The sequence below is a fragment of the Paenibacillus bouchesdurhonensis genome, assembly GCF_900155685.1.
GTDB lineage: Bacteria > Bacillota > Bacilli > Paenibacillales > Paenibacillaceae > Fontibacillus > Fontibacillus bouchesdurhonensis.
This window is the reverse complement of the sequence record NZ_LT732548.1, coordinates 2,860,558-2,884,486: the sequence shown is the minus strand read 5'-3', so window position 1 is coordinate 2,884,486 and position 23,929 is coordinate 2,860,558. Positions and strand designations below refer to the sequence as shown.

Genomic DNA, 23,929 nt, shown 5'->3' with positions numbered 1-23,929 from the left:
ATCATCTCCCAACGGATAGGGATGGAGATATGACATTTATCACCATTTGAGTGAAATGAGCTTAAGGCTGTGCTTCATCCGATGTAGTAACAGGCTTATGCTGCAAAGGGATGCCTGGGGTATCTAAAGCCTCTTCATCCTCTTCTCCCTGCTTGCCAGACAAGTACAATTGATATACGCGAACGATAATGACCTTCACCATCATATACACAGGAATCGCCAGAATCATCCCGAGAATGCCGGCAAAATCGCCTGCGATCAACAATAGGACAATCGTTGTCAGCGGATGGATATTAATCGTCTTGCCATAAATATAAGGAGAGATCAAGTTGCCCTCAATCTGCTGGGATACAACAACGATAATTATCACCCACAGCACCATGGACGGCGACTCGGTAAATGCAACAATAACGCAAGGTATAGCTCCAAGAAACGGCCCAAAGTAAGGAATGAAATTGAACAGCGCCCCTACGATCGCAAGTAGCAGCGGATATGGCAGACCGATAAGCCAGAACCCGATAAAGCCCATTACAGCGAGCAATACTGCGCTAATCATGCGCCCGGCGATAAAACCTTTCAGCCCATTATCGATTTCATGAATAACTTGCTCACCGTCGCGGCGATAGCGTTTGGGAAGCATTCTGGTCAAGGTAGGCGTTACCCGATCATCCTGCTTCAGCATGTAATACAACAAAATAGGCACCGTTCCTACGACGATGAAGAAATCGTTCAAGAAGGTCACGATATGAGAAATTGACTTCGTGGCCGCATCGATTACCGAATTAATATATTCCGTAATTTTCTCTGAGATTTCTGCATTCTCATTGCTGAACATCGAGAACAGCTTAGACTGCCGAATCTCAGTAAACTGAGATTGCATCTCCCGAAGCAGCAGCGGTACATTGTTCAGGAAATCAGTCACCTGCTTTTGCAGCGGAGGCCAGACGACCATCAGGAAGATCGTGACTACTCCGGCAAAGAGCAAGTAAATGGTTAAAATGGACAGCATTCGATTCCAGTTCTTCCTCTCCAGGAACTGGACGATCGGCCTCAGCAAATAATATAAAAAACCGGACAGCATGACCGGAACAATCAAAATATTAATTAAAGCGACGACCGGCATAAAAATAAAGCTGACCTTGGACAATAAAAGTATAATCGTTAGAATCATAATGATTCCTAAGCTTATACGATAAAATGGCTTCTGCAGCAAGCAATTTCCTCCCCTCAGCCTACACAATCAATCAATGACTCGGCTCATTGTGCTGCTAGCGTATCCCAAGCTGCGTCCAGCAGCCGATCAAACCACTCATCATCCTCTTCAATGCGTGCATCAACGATAAGGAATTGCTCTTCAATCCCCGGTTCGTCCGCATAATGTAAGCTATAGTCCCAATCCTGACCCTTTTTGCTGAAGAAGGTAATTTCATAATTGGCCTTATGCGACTCGACTTTAAATACAGTTTTGCCTATGTAAGTACCATCCTCTTGTTTATGCATGTTTGCGTCAATGATGTGCAGTTCCATTCGTGGTCGACTCTCCTCTGCAAATAAATTAATCGTTTGCTGACAAACAGTGTAAATCTCGAAAGATTTGCTCTATAATCGGTATACTGTAACCGTAGCCAACTTCCTTGTACAGCTTAACATATCGTAACACGTTTTGTATCTATTTCAAGAAGTTCAATTGAGGTGCATTCTTCGTGCTTAAGCGCAAAAAAAAGCAAGATTCTTTATCACCAGCAAAAATATTAACCTTTGGATTTGCGATTATTATTATTATCGGTACTTTTCTCCTGTCGCTTGGCCCAGCCTCGGCAAACGGAGAGAAGCTCGGCCTGATCAACGCATTTTTTATGGCCACGTCAGCGGTCTGCGTAACGGGACTCGTCGTCGTCGATCCTGCGACCCAATTTTCTTTATTTGGGGAGCTCACTTTAATGATACTTACCCAAATAGGCGGCCTAGGCTTTATGACTATGGGAACGATGATTGCCCTCGCCTTCAATCGGCGTATTTCTCTCCGCGATCGGCTGGTTCTCCAGGAGGCGATGAAGCAAAATACGCTGGAAGGTCTAGTGTCGCTAATCCGCCGAGTTACAGTATATTCCCTTGTCATAGAATCGATCGGCGCTTTGCTGCTTGCCGCAAGATGGTCATTTGATATGCCCCTGCAGCAAGCACTGTATTATGGAGTATTTCACAGTATCTCCATTTTTAACAATGCAGGCTTTGATTTGTTCGGAGCCGTTCATGGACCCTATAGCGGACTATCCGCATATGTAAGCGACCCTTTTGTCAACATTGTAGTCATCATATTGATTGTGCTTGGCGGCATTGGCTTCATCGTCATGTCGGACTTGCTATCCTATCGTGTCACCCGCAGACTGTCCCTGCATTCCAAAGTGGTGCTTACCGTGTCGGGAATACTTATTGTGTCCGGAGCGCTTTTGATCTTTGTCATGGAGGTATTCAAATCCCCTGATTTTCAGGAATTGTCGCTCATGGATCAAATCTTCGCCTCGATCTTCCACTCGGTTAGCGCACGTTCAGGCGGGGTCTCTACTATGAGTGTGGCGGATATGCAGCAATCCACACAGTTTCTGCTCCTCCTCCTGATGTTCATCGGTGCGGCTCCGGGCTCGACAGGCGGCGGAATCAAGGTAACTGTATTCGCTATATTAATCGGTGCTATGTATGCCATGCTGCGTGGAAAGGAAGATATCGTATTCTTTCGCAAGCGATTGTCCAAAGTATCTATTCTGCGGGCGATCACTCAGACATGGCTGGCTTTATTCCTTGTCATTTTAACAGCTATGATTTTGTCGGCCATTGAGGATCGCACCTTTCTGGCATTGCTGTTCGAGACAACCTCGGCATTCGCGACATCTGGACTTAGCCTGGATGTCACGACAAAGCTAACAGATCTGAGCAAGGTGATTCTTGCATTGGTTATGTTTCTCGGCCGAATCGGCCCGCTGACTTTGGCTTATGCCCTAACTACGCCTAAGTCACGCAAGGAACTGTACCGCTACCCTGAGGGTGATTTCATCATCGGCTGACTAAAAAACAATACACGATATAAATATATTTAGATCGCTGTCGCTTGGATACACTTTCCGATTCGTAGTACAATATAAGGATAGCTAATTTTTTATTACACATGGAGGGTTACAAATATGACAGATTACGAACAGAAATTGCAGAAATATGCGGAGCTTGCCGTAAAGATCGGCGTTCAAATCCAGAAAGGCCAAAATCTTATTATCAATGCGACCCTGGATTCTGCAGAATTGGTTCGCCTAATCGTAAAGGAAGCTTATCACGAAGGGGCTCGCTTCGTAAAAGTGAATTGGAGCGATGATACCGTTACCCGCTTGCGGTTTGATATGGCCGCTGATGAAACCTTCCTAGACGAGCCCAAATGGTATGCTGGCGAAATGCTGGAGTACATTGAAAATAACGCCGCCGTCTTGCACGTTATTTCCGCGGATCCTGATTTGCTGAATGGTGTTAAAACCGAACGTCTAACCAATCATCAGAAAACCTATTCCAAAGCGATGAGCCAATATCGCCAGCTGCAAATGGCCAACTATTTTACCTGGTCGATCGTTGCCGTTCCTTCGCAAGCTTGGGCAGCCAAGGTATTTCCGCATTTGCCTGCGGAGCAGCAGGTTGATGCGCTGTGGGAGGCGATTTTCCGCACCGTTCGGGTCGATCAGGCCGATCCGGTAGCTGCCTGGAAAGAGCACATTGCCAATCTTAGCCAAAAAGCGGATTATCTCAACGATAAGAAGTTCAAGAAGCTGCATTATATCGCTCCGGGTACGGACTTGACCATTGAACTTCCGGCCGATCATTTATGGGTTGCCGCGGAAAGCGACAATGATAAGGGCGTTAGTTTCCTGGCGAATATGCCAACCGAGGAAGTATTTACTGCCCCGCTGAAGACTGGCGTCAATGGAACAGTATCGAGTACGAAGCCGCTGAGCTATAGCGGAAATATCATTGATCAGTTCTCCCTGACCTTCGAGAACGGTAAAATTGTAGATTTCAAGGCCGAGAAAGGCGAGGAAACCTTGAAACAGCTAGTTGAAATGGATGAGGGCGCGAGATATCTAGGTGAGGTAGCCCTCGTGCCGCACAACTCTCCGATATCTCAATCCGGCCTTCTCTTCTACAACACATTATTTGATGAGAATGCCTCCAATCACCTGGCGATCGGCGCAGGATATGCATTTACGCTGGAAGGCGGCACTAGCATGTCTCAGGAGCAGCTGCGGGAAGCCGGGATCAATGATAGCCTCGTCCATGTGGACTTTATGATTGGTTCAGCAGAAATGGACATTTACGGCATTACCGCGGACGGCAAACAAGAGCAATTATTCTCGAAAGGCAACTGGGCGATTTAAATTCATCACGCTCCAAACAACTGAACAAGAGCCAAGTCGGCATAAAACCTATCGCTGACTTGGCTCTTTGCATCTTCTCCCAATCATCAATCAAGGATCATCGCAACCAATACGATGACAACAATAATAGACGCGGCATACATAAGCGTTAACCCTACCATATTCTTCTTCGTCCGCTTATCATAGTTCGGGTTTCCCGTCTTGTTCTGTCTGGATGTTCCCACCAAGAGTGTACCTATACCTGCGATGATGACCATGACGATAATTACAACATACATCCAGCTCACTATTCGTTAACCCCTTTCGCTTCCTTCTTCCATTGATTATGACAAATGTCTCAGGCTTCGGCAATACGTTTAGAACGAGATCGTTCAATTAATACGGCTAATATGCTAAGGAGTAATAATAAAGCGACAAATGCGGCCAACATCCAGGCTGCCGTATCTGCTCCAACGATGTCCATGCTGCTCCCCATAGCGAGCGGCAGAATAGCTCCCCCTGTTCCCCCTGCGGCGATCAGTATGCTTGGCGTAGATTCCTCTGCTCCAGGCAGCAGCTTGCTTGCAAAAACGAGGGCAATAGAGAACAAACCAGACATGAACAATCCAAATAATGAAATAAGAGCAAGCATCACGGATAACTGCCCAGTAATCGAAAATAGAGAGATCAGTACAAGGCTTGCCGCGCAGCTCCATAACACATAACGACCGTAGGATATACGTTCAGCAATAATGCCGCAGAACACTCGCCCAACGGTCATAGCTATCCAAAATAAAGTAACGCTAAACGCAGCCGTCGATTTGTCGGTGCCCAACTTCTCGATCAGCAAGGACGGCAAGAAGTTCACGAAGCTCATTTCCGTTCCGACATAGAGGAAGAAGAAAATTGTGAATACGATGAGCAATAGCCCCCGGAACCCTTGGTATTGCGCTAGCAGCGCCCCTTTTTTCTCCTGCTTTGCCTCCTTCTCATTCAACAAATTATTTAATTCCCCGAAATCACTTTTCAACCAGGCCAACAGCATCATTAAAGCCGACAAAGCGATGAATAGAAAGGAAAACCGCCACATTTCTGTCCGTATCAGCCAACCGGCGATCAGCGGCATGACCAGGGCCCCGATGCCGAAGAATACCTCCAGTTTGCTCATGGCAACTGCAGTACCTTCCTTTACAGCTACGATGATCAGGGTGCCGATAACCGCTTCAATCATGCCGAATCCAAACCCGGCGACCGTACCGGCTACATACACCCACTCCCATGGAAGCAGCAAAGTGTAGCCTACTTCGGCGATACAGAGCATGCCTGTGGCGATAATAATGCCTGTTCTTTTGCCAAAATTAGATATGAGCAGCGGCGAGACGAGAACCCCAACAAGAAATCCGGCGAATTGCGCAAAAATAAGGCTCCCCCCGGCCGTATACTCTTTACCATAATACTCAAGTAAGTTAGGCATAATTGATCCAACAACGACATGCGCCATACCGATCAATAAATAAGCCCAGCATCCCATCCATATTAAGCGTTTCATGTAAAATGCAAAGCTCCTCTCCTGATGTAAACATCTTTGTATGTATGCCAGCCAACTACTCCATTGTAGATTAAAGTAACGTTTGCGTCACCTCCCCAAAGCTTGGACAAAAGAAAGATTCATAATTAAGTTTAAGATTTCTTTTACAGGGAAAAGATTCCTCTTGCTCCTAAAATCATGTAGAATGCATATAGGTGAAAATGAAATACGGTTTTATGGAATTGGAGAGGAGAAAATCATGTCTGAACGCCTGAAGTGGTTGCTCGTCGCTGATTTCAACGACTTGGCAGAGAACGTTCAGGAAGAGATTTATTATGCTTTCTACGACCTCGTCTACGGATCTGTTTATTATATCGTTAAGGATCATCAAACAACGGAAGACATTATACAAGAAGCCTTTATGAAAGTTGTAGATCATAAGCCTAGCTTTGACGGCGAAGCTGGAATGAAATCCTGGCTTAAAGTAGTTACGCGGAACACAGCCATTAATTTTTTGAGAAAAAGTAAAAAGTACCGTAACCATTTGGATACAGATAGTGTTTATATAGAAATAGACCCTTTTATCAATCCCAGCGGCTCGGTTGAACAGATGGTGGAAACCAAATTGATGGAGGAGGCTATTGTCGATTACTTGCAAAAGCTAAAGCCGGAATACCGATTATTGGTGGAATATCGCTGGAAGCTGGGTCTGAGCTATAGGGAAATCGCCGAAAGGCTGAACGTCAGTGAGGATGTCGTCAGGCAGCGGCTGCACCGTACCCGAGAAGGAATCAAAAAAATGCTGTTTAAAGAGTGGGGTGACCATATTGAAACGAAGCAGTCCCCGCGATCCCGTATATCCCGCGGAGTTTAACGCCCTGTTTGATGAAGCTTTCGAGGAGGCCGCCGAGGAACTGCCTCTCTACACGGATGCTTATAAGCAACAATCCTGGAGTAAGGTCAAGCCCCTGCTTCTGAAGCGGGCCAAACGCCGGAAAAGACTGCACTGGCTGCGGCAATATAAGATTATCGCCGTAATTACTGCCTTCGTGTTGTTTAGTGCAGTATTGTTTACGCCGCCCATCGTGACGCAAGCGGTCTCCCCCATTTATCAGGAATTAAGAAACTTTGGAAATGGAATGAGTCAGATTATATTTGGGAATGGTCGTCAGTTGAAGGACACTAGCGTAATATTCGCTAACGATTCTTCAGATGACATGATAAATCCCGAGGAACTGCCTTGTCCCAAATTATTCCCCCTGTCCATGAAGGCCCATATGGCAGATCTGCGTGACAGCCTGCCCTTTGAGCTTCCGAAGATCGCCTATATGCCGGAGGGCTACATGTTTAATTCTGCAGAATTAATCACCGCACAGAACCCTACGCCGGATTCCGTAGACGCCGGCTTGATGGAAGGCGTATATTTATTGTTCGAAACGAAGAAGCATGAGCAGTTGACAATGATGTTCAAGACGCTGAAGGAAGATGAGATTATTCGAATGCCCTACGAGGAAAACATCGAGACCCTCACTCTAGATAACGGTACCGTTGCTTATTACACGCCAGGAAGGATTGCCCAGATCACCTTTATGATCGGTGACATTTGCTTCTTGGCTGCCGGACAATTCGATAAGAGCGAACTGCTCAAGATCGCTAACGGCTTGAATAATTAATATGAAAGAAGGGTGCCCTCCGCGGGCACCCTTCTTTCATGCGTTATATATGTTACGCGCCCGCTCCCTCAAGTGGAATCAGCTCTTGCTTAGCAAGCCTTACGCGCGATATTCTCTTGTTGTCGGTTTGTTCCACCATGTACAGATAACCACCGTATTCCACGGACTGCCCAGCCTGAGGCGGCAACACTTGGATTCTTGAGTATAGCCATCCTCCGATCGTATCATAATCATCGGAATCAAGCTCTAAGCCGAATCGGTCGTTCACTGCTTCAATCAGCATAAGTCCATCGATGGAGTAAGCGTTCTCGCCCAATTGCTCGATACCAGGGCGTTCTTCATCGAATTCGTCTTGTATTTCCCCAACGATTTCCTCTACGATATCCTCAAGCGTGACAAGCCCGGATGTTCCTCCGTATTCATCGATCAGAATCGCAATTTGCGTCTTGTTACGCTGCATCCGCTTCATCAAATCGCTGATCGGAGTAGACTCCGGAACCGCCATGATCGGTCGGAGTAAATCTAAATAATTCGCTGAATTCGAACGGATCAGATCCTTTATATGAATAAAGCCAATCACGTGATCCTTATCGTTAGCACACACCGGATAACGTGTACGTGTTCCTTCCAAGGCTATTTCTAAATTCTCATGCAGAGTATTCTGAGTATATAGACAAATCATTTCGGTTCGAGGTATCATAATTTCCCGTGCTGTTGTATCTGCAAATTCAAAGATATTGTCGACGAGTGACATTTCCGTACTGTCAATAAGACCGATCTCGCTGCTCTCCTTCATCATGACCCTGATCTCTTCCTCGGTATGTGCAGGATCATGCTGTTCTTTGAGCGGTTCGATGCCAAATATTTTGAGCAGCCCGGACGACAGGCTATTCAGCACCCATATCATCGGAAACATCAGCTTATAGAATACTTGCATAGGGCGAGCCGACAATAGCGTCACCTTCTCTGCGTTGCGGACAGCTACAGTTTTTGGAGCCAGCTCTCCAAGCACAATATGCAGTACAGCGATAATTAAAAATGCAGTAATAAGCGAAATAGTATAAGCGGTCTTACTCCCTATTCCCGTTAGCTGAAAAATCGGATTCAACAGACGTGCCACAACTGGCTCACCAAGCCATCCGAGACCAAGAGAGCTAAGCGTAATACCCAACTGGCAGGCGGACAAATAGCCATCCAAGCGGCTCATGAGTCCTTTAGCCGTTCTTGCGCTCTTCTTCCCCTCTTCAATCAAGGAATCGATTCGGCCTGCGCGAACTTTCACAATCGCAAATTCAGCCGATACGAAAAATCCGTTAAGCAGAACTAATATAATCATAAGTCCTACATGATAAATACTCGGTAAAGGGTCAGTCAATACGTTTCCTATTCCCGCTAACCAAAGCGGAGAACAGGTGCACCTCCTTCGCGGTTTGAATTAATTTGACTGTGACACAGGTTCATGACCTTTTACATCTAATTATATTATTATACACTACACAGTCAAACGGCACCGTATGACAACAGACAAGAGTACAGGGCTAATTTATTTTGTTTTCCACAGAAAGTCGCTGTTGGTACAGCCATGCATAGCTTTTGCTGGCTTTTCCTATCGTTTTGATGTCATTTTCCAAGTTTAGTCTGTAAAAAAGACAACCAAATATAAACAAGGCCGCCCTTTTCTTTAAAGGACAACCTTGTTTTGACGGAAATAAGATCATATTGAATCTCGTTATCTCGCTGATTGCGGATTTCCGATCGTTCCAGGATATTGATAAGCCAACGGCTCATCGAAGGTAGCATAATCGAAATTCACCATAAGTAAGATCGTACGAACTCCTGTTGTCGGATCGCTGATAATGATGTGGTCACGACCTGCGGCTTCAAGAACGCCCTTAAATACTTTTGCGTTCCATTCGGAGTTGTTTTCATATGTCATGTAAAAGGTGCCAACTTTTCCTAAGTTCAAGCGTAAAATGTTCTCGATATATGATTGCTCGAACTGTGGGATCGAAGTCGGCACAACCGTCCCCGTCGTCGTCATGGGACTGCCGCTTGGTACTTGGGGCGGATAAGACATTCCGCCTTGGGATGGATATTGGGTATGGGTAGGATAACCGCCCCCACCGCCGTAGGTGCCGGATTGGCCGCTGCCGATTTTATAGGTCACCGGCCGATAATTTGGATTGAACATGGGATAACAACCTCCTTGAATAATATGGGTTTTTCTTATGGAAAAATAAAATCATCTCTTAAAATACAGATGGGCAATTTTCAAAAGTCGGGGTAAAGAAACAGTGAGACTTAAACCTTCCTGTGTTCTGCTGGTCGTACCATGTAGCTGGGCAATCCCCTGCAGGCCTGAAAAACCATAATGCGTTGCTCGCAGGCCATACACGTTCGCCGTTAATCACTCTCTGTGCTAGCCGGATGTCGGCATCGCGGGCTCTTTGATAGAAATATCCTTTCTGAGTAGCTTCAAATCCCCCTGGTGATTGAAATACCATTTGATCCATGTTGCGGATGTCTCTAAAGTCGAGGCAATTGCCGAGGATCCGGTTCACTCCTACATTGCCGACCATCATCATGCCCTGCTCACCTTCACCCTCAGCTTCAGCTCGCATGAGCCGGGCTAGCAGTCTGACATCCGCTGAATTTGCTTTTATGACAGCCAACGGGCTTTCCTCCTTCAGTCTCTTATGAACGATATATCCTATGTGCATTTGCCCATATTTGTGCCTGTTTTTTTACTTTAACCTATTCGTCAACCCAATATTGCCAAGGGTAACAATGATTACGATTGCAAATTTGAACAAATCGTGTCTATTTCTATGGACGCGCTTACATGAATAGCATATACTAATAGTGAATCCATGCTTCGATTCGGAGCAAAATGTTGCGAGAAGTGGTTATCCATGCCGCTTCACAAAACGAATGGGAGGTACGACTAATGAGAATCGCGATTGTTGGCGGTGGACTTTCTGGGTTAACAGCCGCTGCTTATCTGTCCGATAGTCCGGGGATACAGGGAACAGTGTTCGAGCGTAGCCCACAGTTGGGTGGAAGAGCCTTTACTTATGAAAAATCAGGTTTCACACTAAATTATGGAGCACATGCGGTTTACGGTATGGATAGACATACGTTGCTGAATATGGAGAATGAGCTCAATCTTCGCTTTCACAGCAAGCAGGTGGATAAACGTAATGTTGTATATACTAAGCATGGTCAGGTCACCCCCGCTCCGCTTGATTTCGTAAATATTATGAAGACTGGCGTCCTAACGGCGATGGAGAAAATTCGCTTCGTTGCCGAAATTGCCGCTGTCATCACTAATATTCATCAGCTGAAGAATTATCCAACGTTAGGTGACTATTTGAATAAATCAAATGCCTCTCCTGACGTCAAAGAACTGTGGGAACATTTAGTTAGCTCCAACTTCTTCATTACTCCTGAAGAGGCTAGAAAAGTATCCGGCGAAGTGATCGCTGAATACTATCAAAACCTGTTTCTCTCGCATAAGCCGGTTAACTACATCCTTGGCAGCTGGTCGACCATCACTAATCAGTTGGTAGACAAAATTTCTCAGAACCAAGATTGGGAAATTGCTGTAAAAGAACCTGTAGAATCGATCACGATTGAAAATGACAAATTTCTACTTCATACCAAAACTCGCGAATCATTAGTCTTTGATCAAGTCATTTTCGCTATGCCGGTACAGCAGGTTGCCAAGCTGCTTGATTCGACACCATGGGGCAAATCGCTTGAACCTTACAAGAACAATACATCTACTGAAGTTCTTGTATACGACGTTGGATTTTCCAAAGTCATCAATCGACCCTTCCACTATATTAGTGACATGAACAATAAGCTGTTTATCAGTGACGTTTCGGCTACAGATCACACTATTGTCCCGGAAGGCGGCCAGTTGCTGCAGGGCATCGCCTATCTAAACGATGACTTCCCGGACGATGATCAGAAGAAACAATATTTAGAGAGTAAAACATTGCAAATGGAAGCGCTTTTTGATACTTACTACCCGGGCTGGCGCGACAATACGGCTGTCAAGCGCATTTCCAAGAAAGCGATGGTGGCCAGCGTTAAGAATATCCACACCAACAAGCTCCTGCCTAATCAGCTTGATCAAGTTCCATTCTATTTCTGTGGAGACGGCTGCGAGGGCAAGGGCGAATTGGCAGAACGAGCCTTCTCGAGTGGACGCAAAGTCGCCCAGGATATTCTGGCCAGTACGGCCCAGGTTAAAGCACTATCTTACTCTTGATGCATTACAAAGAGAGCTGTCCCGATCGGGCCAGCTCTCTTATTATTTTATGCAGCGACTGCTTGGAGCCCATTATTCTTGTCTAATAATTACGCCTATAATCGCGATATCCTTCATCTATATTCAAAGATGACCTCGCCAAACGCTCGAATCCTAAGTAACGTTTTCCCTGAAATGAAAGCTTCCCCTGATCTCCTTCCGCACATTGTCCGTATTCCTGTCCAGTTACTGCAAATTCAAGGCGGTCGCCGCTCTCCACCTCAAAGGTAATGTAGTACTTGCTGTCCGTATGGGTGACTGCGGTATCCGTGTTATGGCGATGAGAAACCTCCGTACGTTTGCCGACGATAACTGTTGGGACAATGAGCAGCGGCTGTTTCGAGTTAAAGGCGTACCTTAGTATTCCCCGGCCCACAGAAATGAGAATGATCCCTAGGACGATGATGAAGAAAATTGGAAGTGCAGTGTTCATCACGCTGAACATTTCCACCCAAGATTGCATCCTTCTCCCTCCCTCAACGTTCACGCCGGTAAGCAGAACAAGATTATAGTGCTTTTGTCGCCCCTGTTCTTCTCTTCTATGTATATGCCTTGGACAGTGAAACTTGTCATAGCACCCATGATTAATTCAATCGCTCGGAATAATCGTTTAGAAACAACAATAACCTCCGGTTCCTGAGCCTTGAACCGAAGGTTATGCTGATCGTCTGTAAGATATGGAGTTATGCATAGTAGCTTTGTAACAATTGACGAGTCTCTTCCGCTCCGTTTGCTTCTGCCTCAGCCTCATACACACCATTCTCGGCCCAGCAAGCTTTGCATATTTCTTCTGTCGTGCACAGATGAGCATCTTCGCAATGGTAGCAAAATTGGAGCAGGTTACGAGTTACTTGATCTTGATTATTTGTTTTCATCTCAATCACTCCTATTTTATAAGTAGGTATCGCGTTTGTTCTTTCTGAGTTAAATATATCACATACTCCCATAAGACAATGTGATAATTTTCACAATCATATGAACTTTATTTTATAAATCATACAGAAAAGCCATTTATCCCGTCAGACGGAAAAAATGGCTTTGTTTTGTGAGATGTCTATAGAACTCGCCAACTGCTGCCCCCATCTAAGGTCTGCAGCAATAAGGAGCGTTTCTGGTTGCTTTGGGCAACGAGCAGCCAGCCTACCTTAGTAGATGAGAACCGCAGCTTGACGATCTCCGGGTATTCAGCCAAGATATTTGTGAGCACCTTGCTTTCCGGCAGCTCACTCCAACTCTTGCCTTGATCCGAAGTATGGTAAACCTTCGTATTATGTAGAAGCCACCCTTCCCTGCTGCTCACAAAAGTAGGCTTCAGCGATTCATTCAACCCGTTTTGCCAGAATGATTCAAATGGCGCTAAACTCCAGGTTGCTCCGTTATCGGCCGTATAATAACCGTTGAATTTCGTGCTTTCCTCTTTCACACACCCTACGGGAATCCAGCCATTTAGTGGCTCTTCTGAGAAGAACTGCAGCTCGCCTGCAATAAATTGTTTGCAAGACTTATACTTGGCCGTGGAGAAGAAGTCCTTCACCTCGGACCAGCTGATGCCTCCATTATCCGTAGTATACAGCTTTGGAATACCGGAGCTGATCATACTGACATAGCCAGTCATCCGATCACGAAATACCATCGATATCTCAGCCCCGGAATTTGGAAGAACATGATCTTGCGCTGCATCCGCTTCAGACGGACTACTCATGATCTTAGACCAGGTTGCTCCCCCGTCCTCCGTTTGAAACAACGTCTTCTCTTCCTTGTCCGGATATGCTTTGGCCGCTAATATCCAACCGTGGGTATCATCCGTGAAATAGATCGCGGCAACTTTATCCGAACCCGGCAGCGAAGCAATCTTCCAGGTCGCACCTCCGTCTCGGGTGCGCAGCACGATTGCATCGCTTGAGCCTACCGGATTACGAACGATCCAGCCATGGGCTGCATCGATAAAGAATATATCGCGATTATACTTCGGATGGTATGGAAACTGAACCGAAGCGGCTGGCGATATGCTCGTCCATGTTTTGCCGCTGTTCTGAGTCAGATAGAGACGCAATTCACTGCGAGTCGATCCCCAGGCAATACCAGCACTTTCACTAAGAAGATGAAAATCGGTGAGCCGCGTTTGGATTTGGTATTGCTTCCCCTCCTCCTTATTGGCAGACGTCTGTTCCATTAATACCTCTGGGTTCTCTATCGTAATGGTTTGCCCTTCCTCCGCCGCTTCATTCTGAACCGGACTTACTACCTCATTCTGCTTTGAGGAGCAGGATGTTAGCAGCAGGCATGAAACCAGCAATGCCCCAGTTAATTTATATAATAAACTCAAATATCAGCACCTCACTTGCCAGCTTCAACCTGCAGATCAGATCATATTATATCATAGACTAGAAACATAGATTAATAGCCTTTTACAAACGGGAATCGTTCGCGAAATTTACAGAAAAATGCTGATCCGGTTTGTATACCGCAAAGGCATATCCTTTATTGGTTAAATACTCGATGATTTGGGGCAATGCTTCGACGGTTTGTTTTTTCTCATGAAGCAAAATGACTTCGACTTCCCGATGCACTTGACGCTTGATCTCCTGCATCACTTTATCCGGTCTGTTCGTATGCTTCCAGTCCTTTGAGTCTACAGTCCAATCCCACATTTTATATCCGGATTTTACGATATCATTTCGAAATTCCTTATTAATTAGCGGTTTGCTGCCATACGGGGCACGAATCAGCCAGGGAGTATTTCCAGTGATCTCCTCAACCATGCTCTGTACTTTATTGAATTCCTTCATGAATTTAACCGAGCTTCCGCTTTTGTATAATAAATTTTTATCGTGGGTCATACTATGTAATCCGATATAATTCCCTTGCTCTGAAGCTGCTTTTAGAGAGCTCTCATTAAGAACGTTCCATGTATGCCATATTCGTTCAGAATGTCTACAATTTCATCCATATACTTGCTTGGGCCATCATCGAAAGTTAAGTATGCCACTTTGGGTGTGGATGCCTTCGGCTGCTCGGGAAGCTGCTCCGCATTTGCGGGAGATTCCGACTGGTTACCCTGCTCTTGAGCGCTTTCGGAGACATCGGTAGTTACAGGCTCGTTATCGGTTTCCGTTACTTCAGATTCGTTCTGACGTTGTTCAGCTTCGGGAGAACTTTTATCTGGAACTGGCCTTTTCTCGTTGCTTCCGGCGAATTTAGGAATTACGACAGACGCGATATTTAGTTCAGCGGATTGAACATTCAGGTAAGATGTCGCTACAATTGCGGACATAATTAACGCTACAGATGATAATAATATTGCCAGAATCATTAGCGGGTTTTTAAGTCGTTTATTCGACTTTTTTCGAGTAATTGCCTTGTGCTGTGTGTTATCCTTGTTCGACATCTTCATGCTGATCACCATTTCCCTCTCTCTTTATGTATTACTAGAATAATATAAAAAGAGGGGGTACGTCCTTACAGAAAGGTTACCCTCTGGTTACAAAGTTCTCATTAGAATTTGTGAAATATCTCAAAAACTAGAAATGATCATAATTTTTATTTTTTAACTACAATTTTATTAATTAAGATAACGAATATTTTAAACTTTCAGAATGTGCTTTAAATTTTAATCGATTCATGTACAATGAAGATGGGTTAATACATATCCGTCATAGCTTAGAAGGAGATGATAAATTGACAACACAATTGCGATCTAGCCGAGTTGTTATTATTGGAACAGGTGCTGTAGGTGCTACAACAGCCTATACATTATTGCTGCGTGATCGTATATCCGAATTGGTGCTTATTGATGCGAATAAAGAAAGAGCGCTTGGGGAAGCACTGGACATGAATCATGGGATGCCTTTTACAGGCGGGGTCAAACTGTGGGCTGGGGATTACAGCGATTGCAAGGATGCTGATATTATCATTATTGCAGCCGGTGCATCCCAAGCTCCTGGTGAGACGCGCATTGACCTGCTTAAACGTAATGCGGGCATTTTCGACAGCATCATCAAGAATATTGTGAAGTACAACAATCATGGAATTATTCTTGTAGCGACGAATCCCGTAGATATTCTGTCCTATGTCTCACTGAAGAAGAGCGGCTTCCCTTCCAATCGGGTCATTGGCTCGGGTACGCTGCTGGATAGCGCGCGGTTCCGCTATTTGATCGGCCAGAACAAGAAGATCAACCCGCGCAGCATTCACGCGCATATTATCGGGGAGCATGGCGACACTGAAGTACCGCTTTGGAGTCTTGCCAATGTAGCAGGCATCGATTTGGAATTCACGGAGGAAGATCGAACCAATATTTTCAACAGCACTAAAAATGCGGCCTATGAAATCATCAATGCCAAGGGAGCTACCTTCTATGCAATCGCCTTGGCGCTGGATCGGATCGTCACCTCCATCCTACAAGACGAGGGGTCTGTACTGAACGTCTCCACCCTGCTTAACGATTATAACGGGGTATCCGACGTATATCTTGGCGTACCAAGCATCGTCGACCGCAATGGGGTTCGGGAAGTACTTGACTTGAAACTGAATGGTGAAGAGTTGGAGAAATTTCAGCATTCCGCACGCAAACTTAAGGAAGAAATCGAGAAATTAGAGCTGTAAATATTACACACAACAACCTGAGGCTTGATCATCTCAGGTTGTTTTTGTTTAAATATACTTTTTAACCTTGGGAAGGTGCTAGAGTGCTGAATATGATGCAACTTATTTAGAAGTAGCTAGATATGCTGAGAATTTTATGGTTTCCTATTATGAATTTTTCATATAGTGTGTTTTTCATTCTAGTGGTTATAATTAGCGTTCTTGTGAGGATTTGACCCTTTTCAACGCAGGCGCTGCTTCATCTGTGCTACAATATAGAGCATAATCGATTGAATTCGGAGGTACACCTACATGAATATTCAAAAGGCAATTGATCGTAAAAAACTCGATGAGCGAGTTGTTCACATGCCTTGGTTCGTCCAACAATTTATTGATTATAAGCTTCCAGATCTCTCTCCATCCACTTTGCTGGAATATATTAGGGATTATGAGTCGTTCTTTAACTGGCTTCGTGCCGAGGGTCTTTCTACTGCGGAAAGCAATACCCAAATTACACTGTTGGATCTAGAGACGCTCCGTATGGAGAGCATCGTAGGGTTCCGTCTTCACCTAACTACACGAGTCGATGGCACCAACACTAAAATCACCGTATCCCGCAAAATGTCTTCCCTGCGATCGCTCTTTCACTATTTAAGTCAAATTGCCGAGGACGAGGATTTCTATCCTCTACTCAAACGCAATATTATGGCTAAGGTTGAGATCAAACGAATCCATAAGCCCAAGGATACCGCGGCCAAGCTTAAGGGCAAGCTGCTGGAGGATGAGGAGTTGCTTGATTTTATTGGATATATCCGTGAGGGTTACGGAGCGGACGTTCATAACAACAAGCAAGCCCTCTATGCCCATGAGCTCAATAAAGAAAGAGACGCCTGTATCGCCAGCCTTATTTTGAATTCCGGGCTTCGGGTCTCGGAGGTCGTTAATTTAAATGTCGACGATTTAGATATAGCCAATAAAATCATTTATGTATTCCGAAAAGGGAACAATGATGAGACCTTTAAAACGCCTGTTTATTTCCGTGAACAATCCAAAGACGAGTTGATCGAATATTTGGAGCTGCGCCAAACGCGCTATAACACGCCCAAACGGGAAAAAGCGTTATTCGTCGCGCTTCCAAATGGCCTGAAGGAAGGCAAGCGGATGACGAAGCGAGCCATCCAGGCGATGATTATTAAGTATGCCAAACGATTTGGCAAGCCTTATTTAACCGTGCATAAGCTGCGTCACTCCTTCGCAACGGACTACTACCTGCAAAACGATATTTACAAAACGAAGGAGCAGTTAGGCCATGCTTCAACCGAGACGACGGAGGTATATGCGCATCTAACGGACAAAACGATGTCTGAAGCGATTGAACGGCGCTCCCTCTCCGACTCCTAGTGTTGTTGCCCAAGCCACTTTAAATCCCCCTCCAAGCTGTCTCGAGGGGGATTTGTCGTTAACTCTCTGAAGATAGGATCGAAACAATGGCGAGCTTCGCAATTTCTTCGACTTCATCTGCTTTGTAACAAGGTACTTTCGAGCCGATAAGCACACCGCCGGTTCCGTCATTATCCAAGCATTCCTCGGCCTCCTGCCTAAATACCACAGCGCGTATCTGTGTCAATTCCTGCAGCAGCGCAAGATCCTCCTTATCGCGGATCAACACTATCTTCGGGTAGCTCTCTTGCTTAAAGCCTTCAATGATTGTCATATCATAATCTTCAAAATGCTTGATCAGATCGCTGAGCCTCGTCTCCTGCTCTTCTATAATAGCGGTTCGCCAAGGAGAAGTAATTGCCGTTGCGACCGCGCCGGCCCGACGGTGGCGGAACGTATCGGTGCTCTCCCGATCCGCCTCGAATCCGTGTACGTCATGCTTAATGACAGCCACTCGTAAATTCATCGCATTCAGTATTTCCAGCAGTTTGCCGATCAGCGTCGTCTTACCGCTATTTTTATAGCCTACGATTTGAATAACCGACATTTAATACCTTCTCCTTTCTACTTCGACGTGAGCTTGCCTCCGGGCAGTAAGAGGACATCGACCAGTTCCCCGGCTTCTACACCTTTATTCGTAGGCGGTACGACGATCAGAACATCGCTGTCCTTGATAGTAACCATGACGCTTGATTCATCAAGGGCAGCCGGATAGGCAACGAGCCTTCCATCCTCAAACGTCAAGCTGCCTCTCACAAACCGGGTAAAATTATTGACCTTATGATAGGTTGTACCCAATACCGCTCGATATCTGGGCAAGAAAGGCTCGGGGATTCCCAAAACTGTACCAATAAACGGACGGACGAAGAGCTCGCAGCCGACAAAGCAGGCCCCCGGATTACCCGAGAGGGCAAACAGCAGCTTGCCTTCCTTCACCGCCGCGGTTGTTACGCTCCCCGGACGCATCGACACCTTATTAAACAGCATTTCTGTCGATGGTTCGCGGACGAGATCCGCCATAATGTCGTAGTCGCCGACGGATACCCCCCCGGTCGTAATAACGATGTCGTACTCAGCAAAGGCTGCCTCCACTCTATGTCTCGCCTTGTCTAAGTCATCTTCAATTGCCTCCAGCAAATGTGGCTCACCGCCGGCTTCTCGAATCTGACTTGCCAGCATGTATGTGTTGCTATTGCGAATTCGGCCGTCCTGAAGAGGGTCCTCAATGTGCAGCAGCTCTGAGCCGGTCGAGAATATAGCCACCTGAGGCTTCTTTGCAACCGGCACCTGATGAATGCCAAATGTGGCAAGCACCGATATTTCCCCCGTTCCGATTCGCCGCCCTTTTTCCATAATCAATTCTCCCTCGGTAAGCTCGTGTCCGACTGGAGTAATATTATTACCCGGTTCAATTTCCCGTTTAATGCGAATATACCTTTTTCCTTCCCGCTCGAAAGGTTCAGTCATCTCCAACATCATGACGGCATCCGCCTCATCCGGCACCTTCGCTCCAGTCATGATTCGTGAGACGGTACCACGCTTCACACTTGCCGTTGGAAGGGAACCGCAGGGAATATCGTCAACGACCTCCAATTGCACAGGCTGGTCATTATTGCCTCCCCTTGTATCCGAGCTGTGCAAGGCATACCCGTCCATTCCCGAACGGCGAAAATGGGGAAACGGATGGGGTGCGGTCACATCGCGTGCAAGGATTCGATCCTTGGCCTCCGTAATTGGAACCAGCTCCATTTCACCTTGCTGAGCATAAGCTAGAATCTTTGCTTGAGCCTCCGGAACTGAGACGATATTACGGCGAAATTTATCAACACTCAACTTGTTTGTCATTTTACCTTTCCTCCATCTGCCTATCCTGCTATTCATGTGCCATAATATCCATGTTATAGCTTTATTCATCCGAAAATCAATCTATCCAACGAAAAGAGGAGCAACCCGGCAAGGTCTGCTCCAAATCATTAACCTAATTACAATCGATTTTAAACTTAAACCCGTCATTTTGCGATAAGTAATCATCCATCATCGAGCTGACATGCTCACATATACGATCAATGTCATCACGCTGAAGCTGGTCGTAATGTATGCCCATGACGAGTGTGACGGTTTGGCGCAGCTTCGCCGCCGCCCGGAGAGCCAATTCCTCGCTAAGAACATGCTCCTTATGTCCGGGAACGACGCTGGTCTCCACGCAAACCTGCCCTTGCTCCCAGTACGCTGTGGATGTAGCCCCAATATGCCGGTCTCCCCCAGACACGATGAGCAGCAAATCCTTCCCCACAATGATCGCTTGCATAGTGATGTCTTTAAATCGCTCCATACTACACAATCCCTCTAATCTCGTCCAAGGATGCGATCTTCTCACGCTCCATGAAGGCTTGCAGCTCATCAATGAGATGCTCTCCCGCCCGCAAATCAACGAAATTGTGCGTCCCGACCTGAACAACCGCAGCCCCGGCCATAATGAATTCAATAATATCCTCCGCACTTCGAATACCGCCCATTCCGACTACAGGGATGGACACAGCTTGGCTGACCTGATGAACCATTCGCAGGGCAATCGGCTTAATCGCCGGCCCTGACAGTCCTGCATACAAATTCTCAAACACACTGCGGCGCTTGTAAATATCTATCTTCATCGCGGAAAATGTATTGACGAGAGAAACCGCATCCGCGCCCTCTTCCTCACACATGACCGCCATTTGAACAACATCCTCGGCATTAGGCGACAGCTTGATCATTAATGGCAATGCCGTCACTTGCCGAATTTCCCTGACGACTTCGCGGGCTATTTCAGTCTTAATGCCATAGGCCATTCCACCGGCTTTAACATTCGGACAAGAAATGTTGAGCTCAATCATATCAACAGCTTGCTTGGCGTTCGCCTTGCGCAGAACTGCGTCCTCCTCTATCAAGCGTGCCCCCTCGACGTAATCTTCAAGTGTATTGCCGCCCAAATTCGCTATACGAGCTAGATTCAGACCCGCCCAATATTCGCATTCCTCGCGTAAAAACGCCTCGACCCCCGGATTTTCCAGCCCAACGCTGTTCAGCATTCCGGATGAGGTCTCATAAACACGAATTCCGTTATTTCCTTCCTTCGGGTGCAGGGTCAATCCCTTCCCGGAAATGCCGCCCAAACGGTTAATGTCATATAAGGAACCGTATTCCCGGCCAAAGCCGAAGGTGCCCGAGGCCATGACGATCGGATTTTTAAAATGAACCCCCGCTATGCTGCACATCATATTGATCATTCGAACACCACCTCCTCAGCTAGAAACACCGGGCCATCCGTACAAGCCTTTCGCCGCTTATCTTGACACTTTACGCTGCACACGAGGCAAGCGCCAATGCCGCAGGCCATACGATTCTCCAGAGAAACGTAGACTTCGGCCGTGCTGTGAGATTCCAATTTCTTGCGCTGCACAGCCTTAAGCATGGGCTCCGGTCCGCAGGCTATAATCGTATCATAGGCCTGAAAATCCACCTGCTCCAGCACGATGCCGCCCACGTCCACAACCACTTTGCCCGTTGTTGCGGCTTCAAATTGCTCGGTAAGATATGCCTCTTGGCTGAACCCTAGATATACGTCGGGGGAACGATAACGACGCAGCGCATAATACAATGGAGCAATCCCGATTCCGCCTCCTACCAAAGCTATACTTCCCGCATCCTCAAGCTCCGGAAATCCATTGCCAAACGGCCCTTCGAGCTGCAACTCGTCTCCGGGCTGCAAATTGCTGAGGAGCGTTGTCCCCTCTCCTGTCACTTGGTACAGAAACTCAATGCCAGCCCCGTCCCGATCAAAGATGCTAAGCGGCCTGGAGAGCAGCGGATACTTGTCCCACGCCCGAACCATATAGAACTGTCCCATCCGTCCCGCAAACTCTCCTGCTGCCTTGAGTCTGAATATGTTCGGGGCTACTTCTACATTTGCCATAACTTCCGCCATGTTTTCTCACCTCTCTAGCATATAAGCACCGACTACTGCTTTATTTAAGATGCTATTTTTGCGCAAGCAAGTCTGTGACATTTAGCACATATCCTTTGATGTAATCATTTTGCAGAACGAATAAACATCAATTCGGCTGGAGGTCATAATCATATGCCGTTTTGGGCATACCAATAGATAACAATTCAGTGGCTAAAGGAGAAGGTAATCCATGTTCAATTTCATTAAAGCGCCGTTTGCGATGCTGATCTGCTTGGCGCTTGCTACGGGAATGGCTCCCATTTCCGCCAGAGCACTACCGTACCCGGAATCCACCTCCTCCGACCAATCCGTTATTGCCGAAGCCAAGCCCATGACATTGGGAGAACTACGCCGCAAATATTCCGAAACCTTCAAATTCAACGGACCCGAGGTTAAGCAGATCGCCCTAACTTTCGACGATGTTCCAGATCCTCGCTTCACCCCCAAAGTGTTGGATGTATTAAAAAAGCATGGGGTTAAAGCCACCTTTTTCGTGGTAGGCAGCCGGGCCAAGAAGCATCCCGAACTGTTGCGGAGAATTCACCGTGAAGGGCATATAGTGGGCAATCATTCCTACAGCCACCCCCTGTTCAAGAAGAAGTCGGCGTTGGAATTCAAGAATGAAATCGAACGAACCGAGAAAGTAATCGTGAAGCTTATTGGCTACAAGCCTCGCTTTATTCGCCCACCTTACGGTGAAATCAATGAAGAGCAGCTCAGGTGGGCCAAGAAGCAAGGCTACAAAATCGTCAACTGGAACGTTGATTCCTTGGATTGGAAAGCGCTCAGCAAAGAAAAAGTGAAGCATAATGTGCTCAGCGCGGTTGGGCCAGGATCTATTGTTCTACAGCATGCCGGCGGCGGAGACGGGTCTAATTTGACAGGGACGATCGAAGCTTTGCCCGATATCATTCGGACTCTGCGAAATCGCGGATACCATTTCGTGACAATTCCCGACCTACTGCATGAACAGAAAGCCTTATAACCGTACGCACTAAGAAATACACAAAAAGGACATCCCAGCAGGTCTAATATCTAGACCTTGCTAGTGGAACGTCCTTTTTACGATCATGGAAGATGATATGAATTCTAATCTATCTAGCTTAATCCAAAACGTAAAGCTTCACATCCTGGAAGCCAAACTGACTAACTTTCTGCGGAGTGGCCGGAATGAATATATCGATGCGATTCCCCTTAATTGCACTGCCTTGGTCTGTTGCCGTCGCGACAAACGCATTTTTCGGCAGATCAGGATGACTATGACCGGTTACGAGCACCTTTGTACCCATCGGAATAACATTAGGATCAACGGCGATCGTGCCAAGCTTTAATGGATTTCCGTAATAATCAACCGGGCCCCATTTTCCATTCTCACTCGCCGCAGCGGAGTAAGCCGTTGCCTTCACATTGACCGTAGATTTATAGTTGAATGTCTTCCCCCAAGCTTGAACTACGCGATCCGCAGATAGGACTTTCAGCGTAGAAAGCGCCTCTACATCTTGGCCAGGAGCTGAAAGCACCTGCACGCTTTCACCTGGAATCGTAATCTTCAATCCTTTGTAAATATTCGTTGCCTGTATGTTTGGATTCGCTTGCATAAGCTTGTCCATGTTGACTCCGTACTGCTTGGCCAAGAAGAAGAATGTATCTCCATCCTTTGCCGTATGTACTGAATCTGCATAAGCCGGCATCGCGTGCAGCGTTCCTATTAGACCTGCTGCAACCACCGCTGTCTTAATCCCCTTCGCAAATTTACGTCCTCTAAGTTGTTTAAACATGTTGCTCCTCCTTTAACCTTGCCTGCGGAGTTAGTTGTCGGATTCGGGAAAAAGGATAGCTCCCGGCGCAAATCCTTCTGCGCTTCACCCCGAGACAAACTATGCAAATGACTCTTCATTTTACATCCGCTTGTCATAATGCGTCCCCCGCACCTGCTTTAGCAGTGTTTCGGCCGTATTGAATATATCACAATTTTGTAACCTGTGGAGGATGCAAATGTTACCAATGGCAATA

24 protein-coding genes, 1 pseudogene and 1 riboswitch are annotated in these 23,929 nt (G+C 46.4%); of the genes and pseudogenes, 8 read left to right on the top strand and 17 right to left on the bottom strand.

What is annotated here, in order from left to right:
• Positions 1–61: 61 nt before the first annotated feature.
• Positions 62–1,213 (bottom strand): AI-2E family transporter, encoded by a 1,152-nt coding sequence (locus CZ379_RS17330; RefSeq protein ID WP_234404942.1) that lies wholly within the window; start codon positions 1,211–1,213, stop codon positions 62–64.
• A 44-nt stretch (positions 1,214–1,257) separates the two neighbouring features.
• Positions 1,258–1,527, bottom strand: a complete 270-nt coding sequence (locus CZ379_RS17325) for a hypothetical protein (protein ID WP_110932768.1) — start codon at positions 1,525–1,527, stop codon at positions 1,258–1,260.
• A 176-nt stretch (positions 1,528–1,703) separates the two neighbouring features.
• Between CZ379_RS17325 and CZ379_RS17320 the strand changes: the two genes are divergently transcribed.
• Together CZ379_RS17320 and CZ379_RS17315 are read left to right on the top strand one after the other, a co-directional pair.
• A complete protein-coding gene (locus CZ379_RS17320; protein WP_110932767.1) occupies positions 1,704–3,062 on the top strand; it encodes a TrkH family potassium uptake protein in 1,359 nt (452 codons plus the stop codon).
• 117 nt (positions 3,063–3,179) lie between these two features.
• The gene (locus CZ379_RS17315) at positions 3,180–4,412 is read left to right on the top strand and encodes an aminopeptidase (RefSeq protein WP_110932766.1); all 1,233 of its coding nucleotides are present in this window, start codon (positions 3,180–3,182) and stop codon (positions 4,410–4,412) included.
• A gap of 86 nt (positions 4,413–4,498) precedes the next feature.
• On the opposite strand, the gene CZ379_RS17310 is transcribed toward CZ379_RS17315, so the two are convergent.
• Complete coding sequence (locus CZ379_RS17310) at positions 4,499–4,690, bottom strand: hypothetical protein (protein WP_234405061.1); 192 nt, start codon at positions 4,688–4,690, stop codon at positions 4,499–4,501.
• Positions 4,691–4,749: 59 nt separating this feature from the next.
• A complete protein-coding gene (locus CZ379_RS17305) occupies positions 4,750–5,940 on the bottom strand; it encodes an MFS transporter (RefSeq protein WP_110932764.1) in 1,191 nt (396 codons plus the stop codon).
• 238 nt (positions 5,941–6,178) lie between these two features.
• Here CZ379_RS17305 and CZ379_RS17300 point away from each other — a divergent pair, with 238 nt between their 5' ends.
• Positions 6,179–6,793 carry an RNA polymerase sigma factor gene (locus CZ379_RS17300; RefSeq protein WP_110932763.1) on the top strand — a complete coding sequence of 205 codons (615 nt, stop codon included), beginning with the start codon at positions 6,179–6,181 and terminating at the stop codon, positions 6,791–6,793.
• Positions 6,747–7,592, top strand: a complete 846-nt coding sequence (locus tag CZ379_RS17295) for a hypothetical protein (RefSeq protein ID WP_110932762.1) — start codon at positions 6,747–6,749, stop codon at positions 7,590–7,592. Before CZ379_RS17300 ends, CZ379_RS17295 begins: the two co-directional genes overlap by 47 nt.
• A 52-nt stretch (positions 7,593–7,644) precedes the next feature.
• Here the strand turns inward: CZ379_RS17295 and CZ379_RS17290 are convergent, their stop codons facing one another.
• The 3 genes from CZ379_RS17290 to CZ379_RS17280 form a co-directional block, all read right to left on the bottom strand.
• Complete coding sequence (locus CZ379_RS17290; RefSeq protein WP_199925655.1) at positions 7,645–8,928, bottom strand: hemolysin family protein; 1,284 nt, start codon at positions 8,926–8,928, stop codon at positions 7,645–7,647.
• A gap of 393 nt (positions 8,929–9,321) precedes the next feature.
• Complete coding sequence (gerQ, locus tag CZ379_RS17285; RefSeq protein WP_110932760.1) at positions 9,322–9,783, bottom strand: spore coat protein GerQ; 462 nt, start codon at positions 9,781–9,783, stop codon at positions 9,322–9,324.
• 58 nt (positions 9,784–9,841) lie between these two features.
• Entirely contained in the window at positions 9,842–10,264 is a 423-nt protein-coding gene (locus CZ379_RS17280; protein WP_110932759.1) for a cell wall hydrolase, read from the bottom strand.
• Between the two features lie 275 nt (positions 10,265–10,539).
• Here CZ379_RS17280 and CZ379_RS17275 point away from each other — a divergent pair, with 275 nt between their 5' ends.
• Complete coding sequence (locus CZ379_RS17275; protein ID WP_110932758.1) at positions 10,540–11,868, top strand: FAD-dependent oxidoreductase; 1,329 nt, start codon at positions 10,540–10,542, stop codon at positions 11,866–11,868.
• Positions 11,869–11,950: 82 nt separating this feature from the next.
• Here the strand turns inward: CZ379_RS17275 and CZ379_RS17270 are convergent, their stop codons facing one another.
• The 4 genes and pseudogenes from CZ379_RS17270 to CZ379_RS26725 all read right to left on the bottom strand — a co-directional run bounded on the left by CZ379_RS17270 (position 11,951) and on the right by CZ379_RS26725 (position 14,857).
• The gene (locus tag CZ379_RS17270; protein ID WP_110932757.1) at positions 11,951–12,370 is read right to left on the bottom strand and encodes a DUF2500 domain-containing protein; all 420 of its coding nucleotides are present in this window, start codon (positions 12,368–12,370) and stop codon (positions 11,951–11,953) included.
• A gap of 220 nt (positions 12,371–12,590) precedes the next feature.
• The gene (locus CZ379_RS17265) at positions 12,591–12,782 is read right to left on the bottom strand and encodes a hypothetical protein (protein ID WP_110932756.1); all 192 of its coding nucleotides are present in this window, start codon (positions 12,780–12,782) and stop codon (positions 12,591–12,593) included.
• A gap of 179 nt (positions 12,783–12,961) precedes the next feature.
• The gene (locus tag CZ379_RS17260; protein WP_110932755.1) at positions 12,962–14,233 is read right to left on the bottom strand and encodes a VPS10 domain-containing protein; all 1,272 of its coding nucleotides are present in this window, start codon (positions 14,231–14,233) and stop codon (positions 12,962–12,964) included.
• A gap of 82 nt (positions 14,234–14,315) precedes the next feature.
• Positions 14,316–14,857 (bottom strand): annotated as a pseudogene (locus CZ379_RS26725) (polysaccharide deacetylase family protein).
• A gap of 728 nt (positions 14,858–15,585) precedes the next feature.
• Between CZ379_RS26725 and CZ379_RS17250 the strand changes: the two are divergent.
• Positions 15,586–16,512, top strand: a complete 927-nt coding sequence (locus CZ379_RS17250; protein WP_110932754.1) for an L-lactate dehydrogenase — start codon at positions 15,586–15,588, stop codon at positions 16,510–16,512.
• Between the two features lie 291 nt (positions 16,513–16,803).
• A complete protein-coding gene (gene xerS, locus CZ379_RS17245; RefSeq protein ID WP_110932753.1) occupies positions 16,804–17,892 on the top strand; it encodes a tyrosine recombinase XerS in 1,089 nt (362 codons plus the stop codon).
• Positions 17,893–17,950: 58 nt separating this feature from the next.
• Here xerS and mobB read toward each other — a convergent pair whose 3' ends face one another.
• From mobB to CZ379_RS17220, 5 genes are all read right to left on the bottom strand, one after another.
• On the bottom strand, positions 17,951–18,478 hold the full coding sequence (mobB, locus tag CZ379_RS17240) for a molybdopterin-guanine dinucleotide biosynthesis protein B (protein ID WP_110932752.1): 528 nt from the start codon (positions 18,476–18,478) through the stop codon (positions 17,951–17,953).
• Positions 18,479–18,495: 17 nt separating this feature from the next.
• On the bottom strand, positions 18,496–19,776 hold the full coding sequence (locus tag CZ379_RS17235) for a molybdopterin molybdotransferase MoeA (RefSeq protein WP_110932751.1): 1,281 nt from the start codon (positions 19,774–19,776) through the stop codon (positions 18,496–18,498).
• 133 nt (positions 19,777–19,909) lie between these two features.
• Positions 19,910–20,263 (bottom strand): prenylated flavin chaperone LpdD, encoded by a 354-nt coding sequence (gene lpdD, locus CZ379_RS17230; protein WP_110932750.1) that lies wholly within the window; start codon positions 20,261–20,263, stop codon positions 19,910–19,912.
• A 1-nt stretch (position 20,264) separates the two neighbouring features.
• Positions 20,265–21,197 carry a dihydroorotate dehydrogenase gene (locus tag CZ379_RS17225; RefSeq protein WP_110932749.1) on the bottom strand — a complete coding sequence of 311 codons (933 nt, stop codon included), beginning with the start codon at positions 21,195–21,197 and terminating at the stop codon, positions 20,265–20,267.
• The gene (locus CZ379_RS17220) at positions 21,194–21,895 is read right to left on the bottom strand and encodes a dihydroorotate dehydrogenase electron transfer subunit (RefSeq protein WP_110932748.1); all 702 of its coding nucleotides are present in this window, start codon (positions 21,893–21,895) and stop codon (positions 21,194–21,196) included. The genes CZ379_RS17225 and CZ379_RS17220 overlap by 4 nt, the downstream gene beginning before the upstream one ends.
• A 211-nt stretch (positions 21,896–22,106) precedes the next feature.
• Here CZ379_RS17220 and CZ379_RS17215 point away from each other — a divergent pair, with 211 nt between their 5' ends.
• Complete coding sequence (locus tag CZ379_RS17215) at positions 22,107–22,901, top strand: polysaccharide deacetylase family protein (RefSeq protein WP_110932747.1); 795 nt, start codon at positions 22,107–22,109, stop codon at positions 22,899–22,901.
• Positions 22,902–23,019: 118 nt separating this feature from the next.
• On the opposite strand, the gene CZ379_RS17210 is transcribed toward CZ379_RS17215, so the two are convergent.
• The gene (locus tag CZ379_RS17210; protein ID WP_110932746.1) at positions 23,020–23,694 is read right to left on the bottom strand and encodes a 3D domain-containing protein; all 675 of its coding nucleotides are present in this window, start codon (positions 23,692–23,694) and stop codon (positions 23,020–23,022) included.
• A 2-nt stretch (positions 23,695–23,696) separates the two neighbouring features.
• Positions 23,697–23,879: riboswitch (cyclic di-AMP (ydaO/yuaA leader) on the bottom strand.
• Positions 23,880–23,929 lie beyond the last annotated feature (50 nt).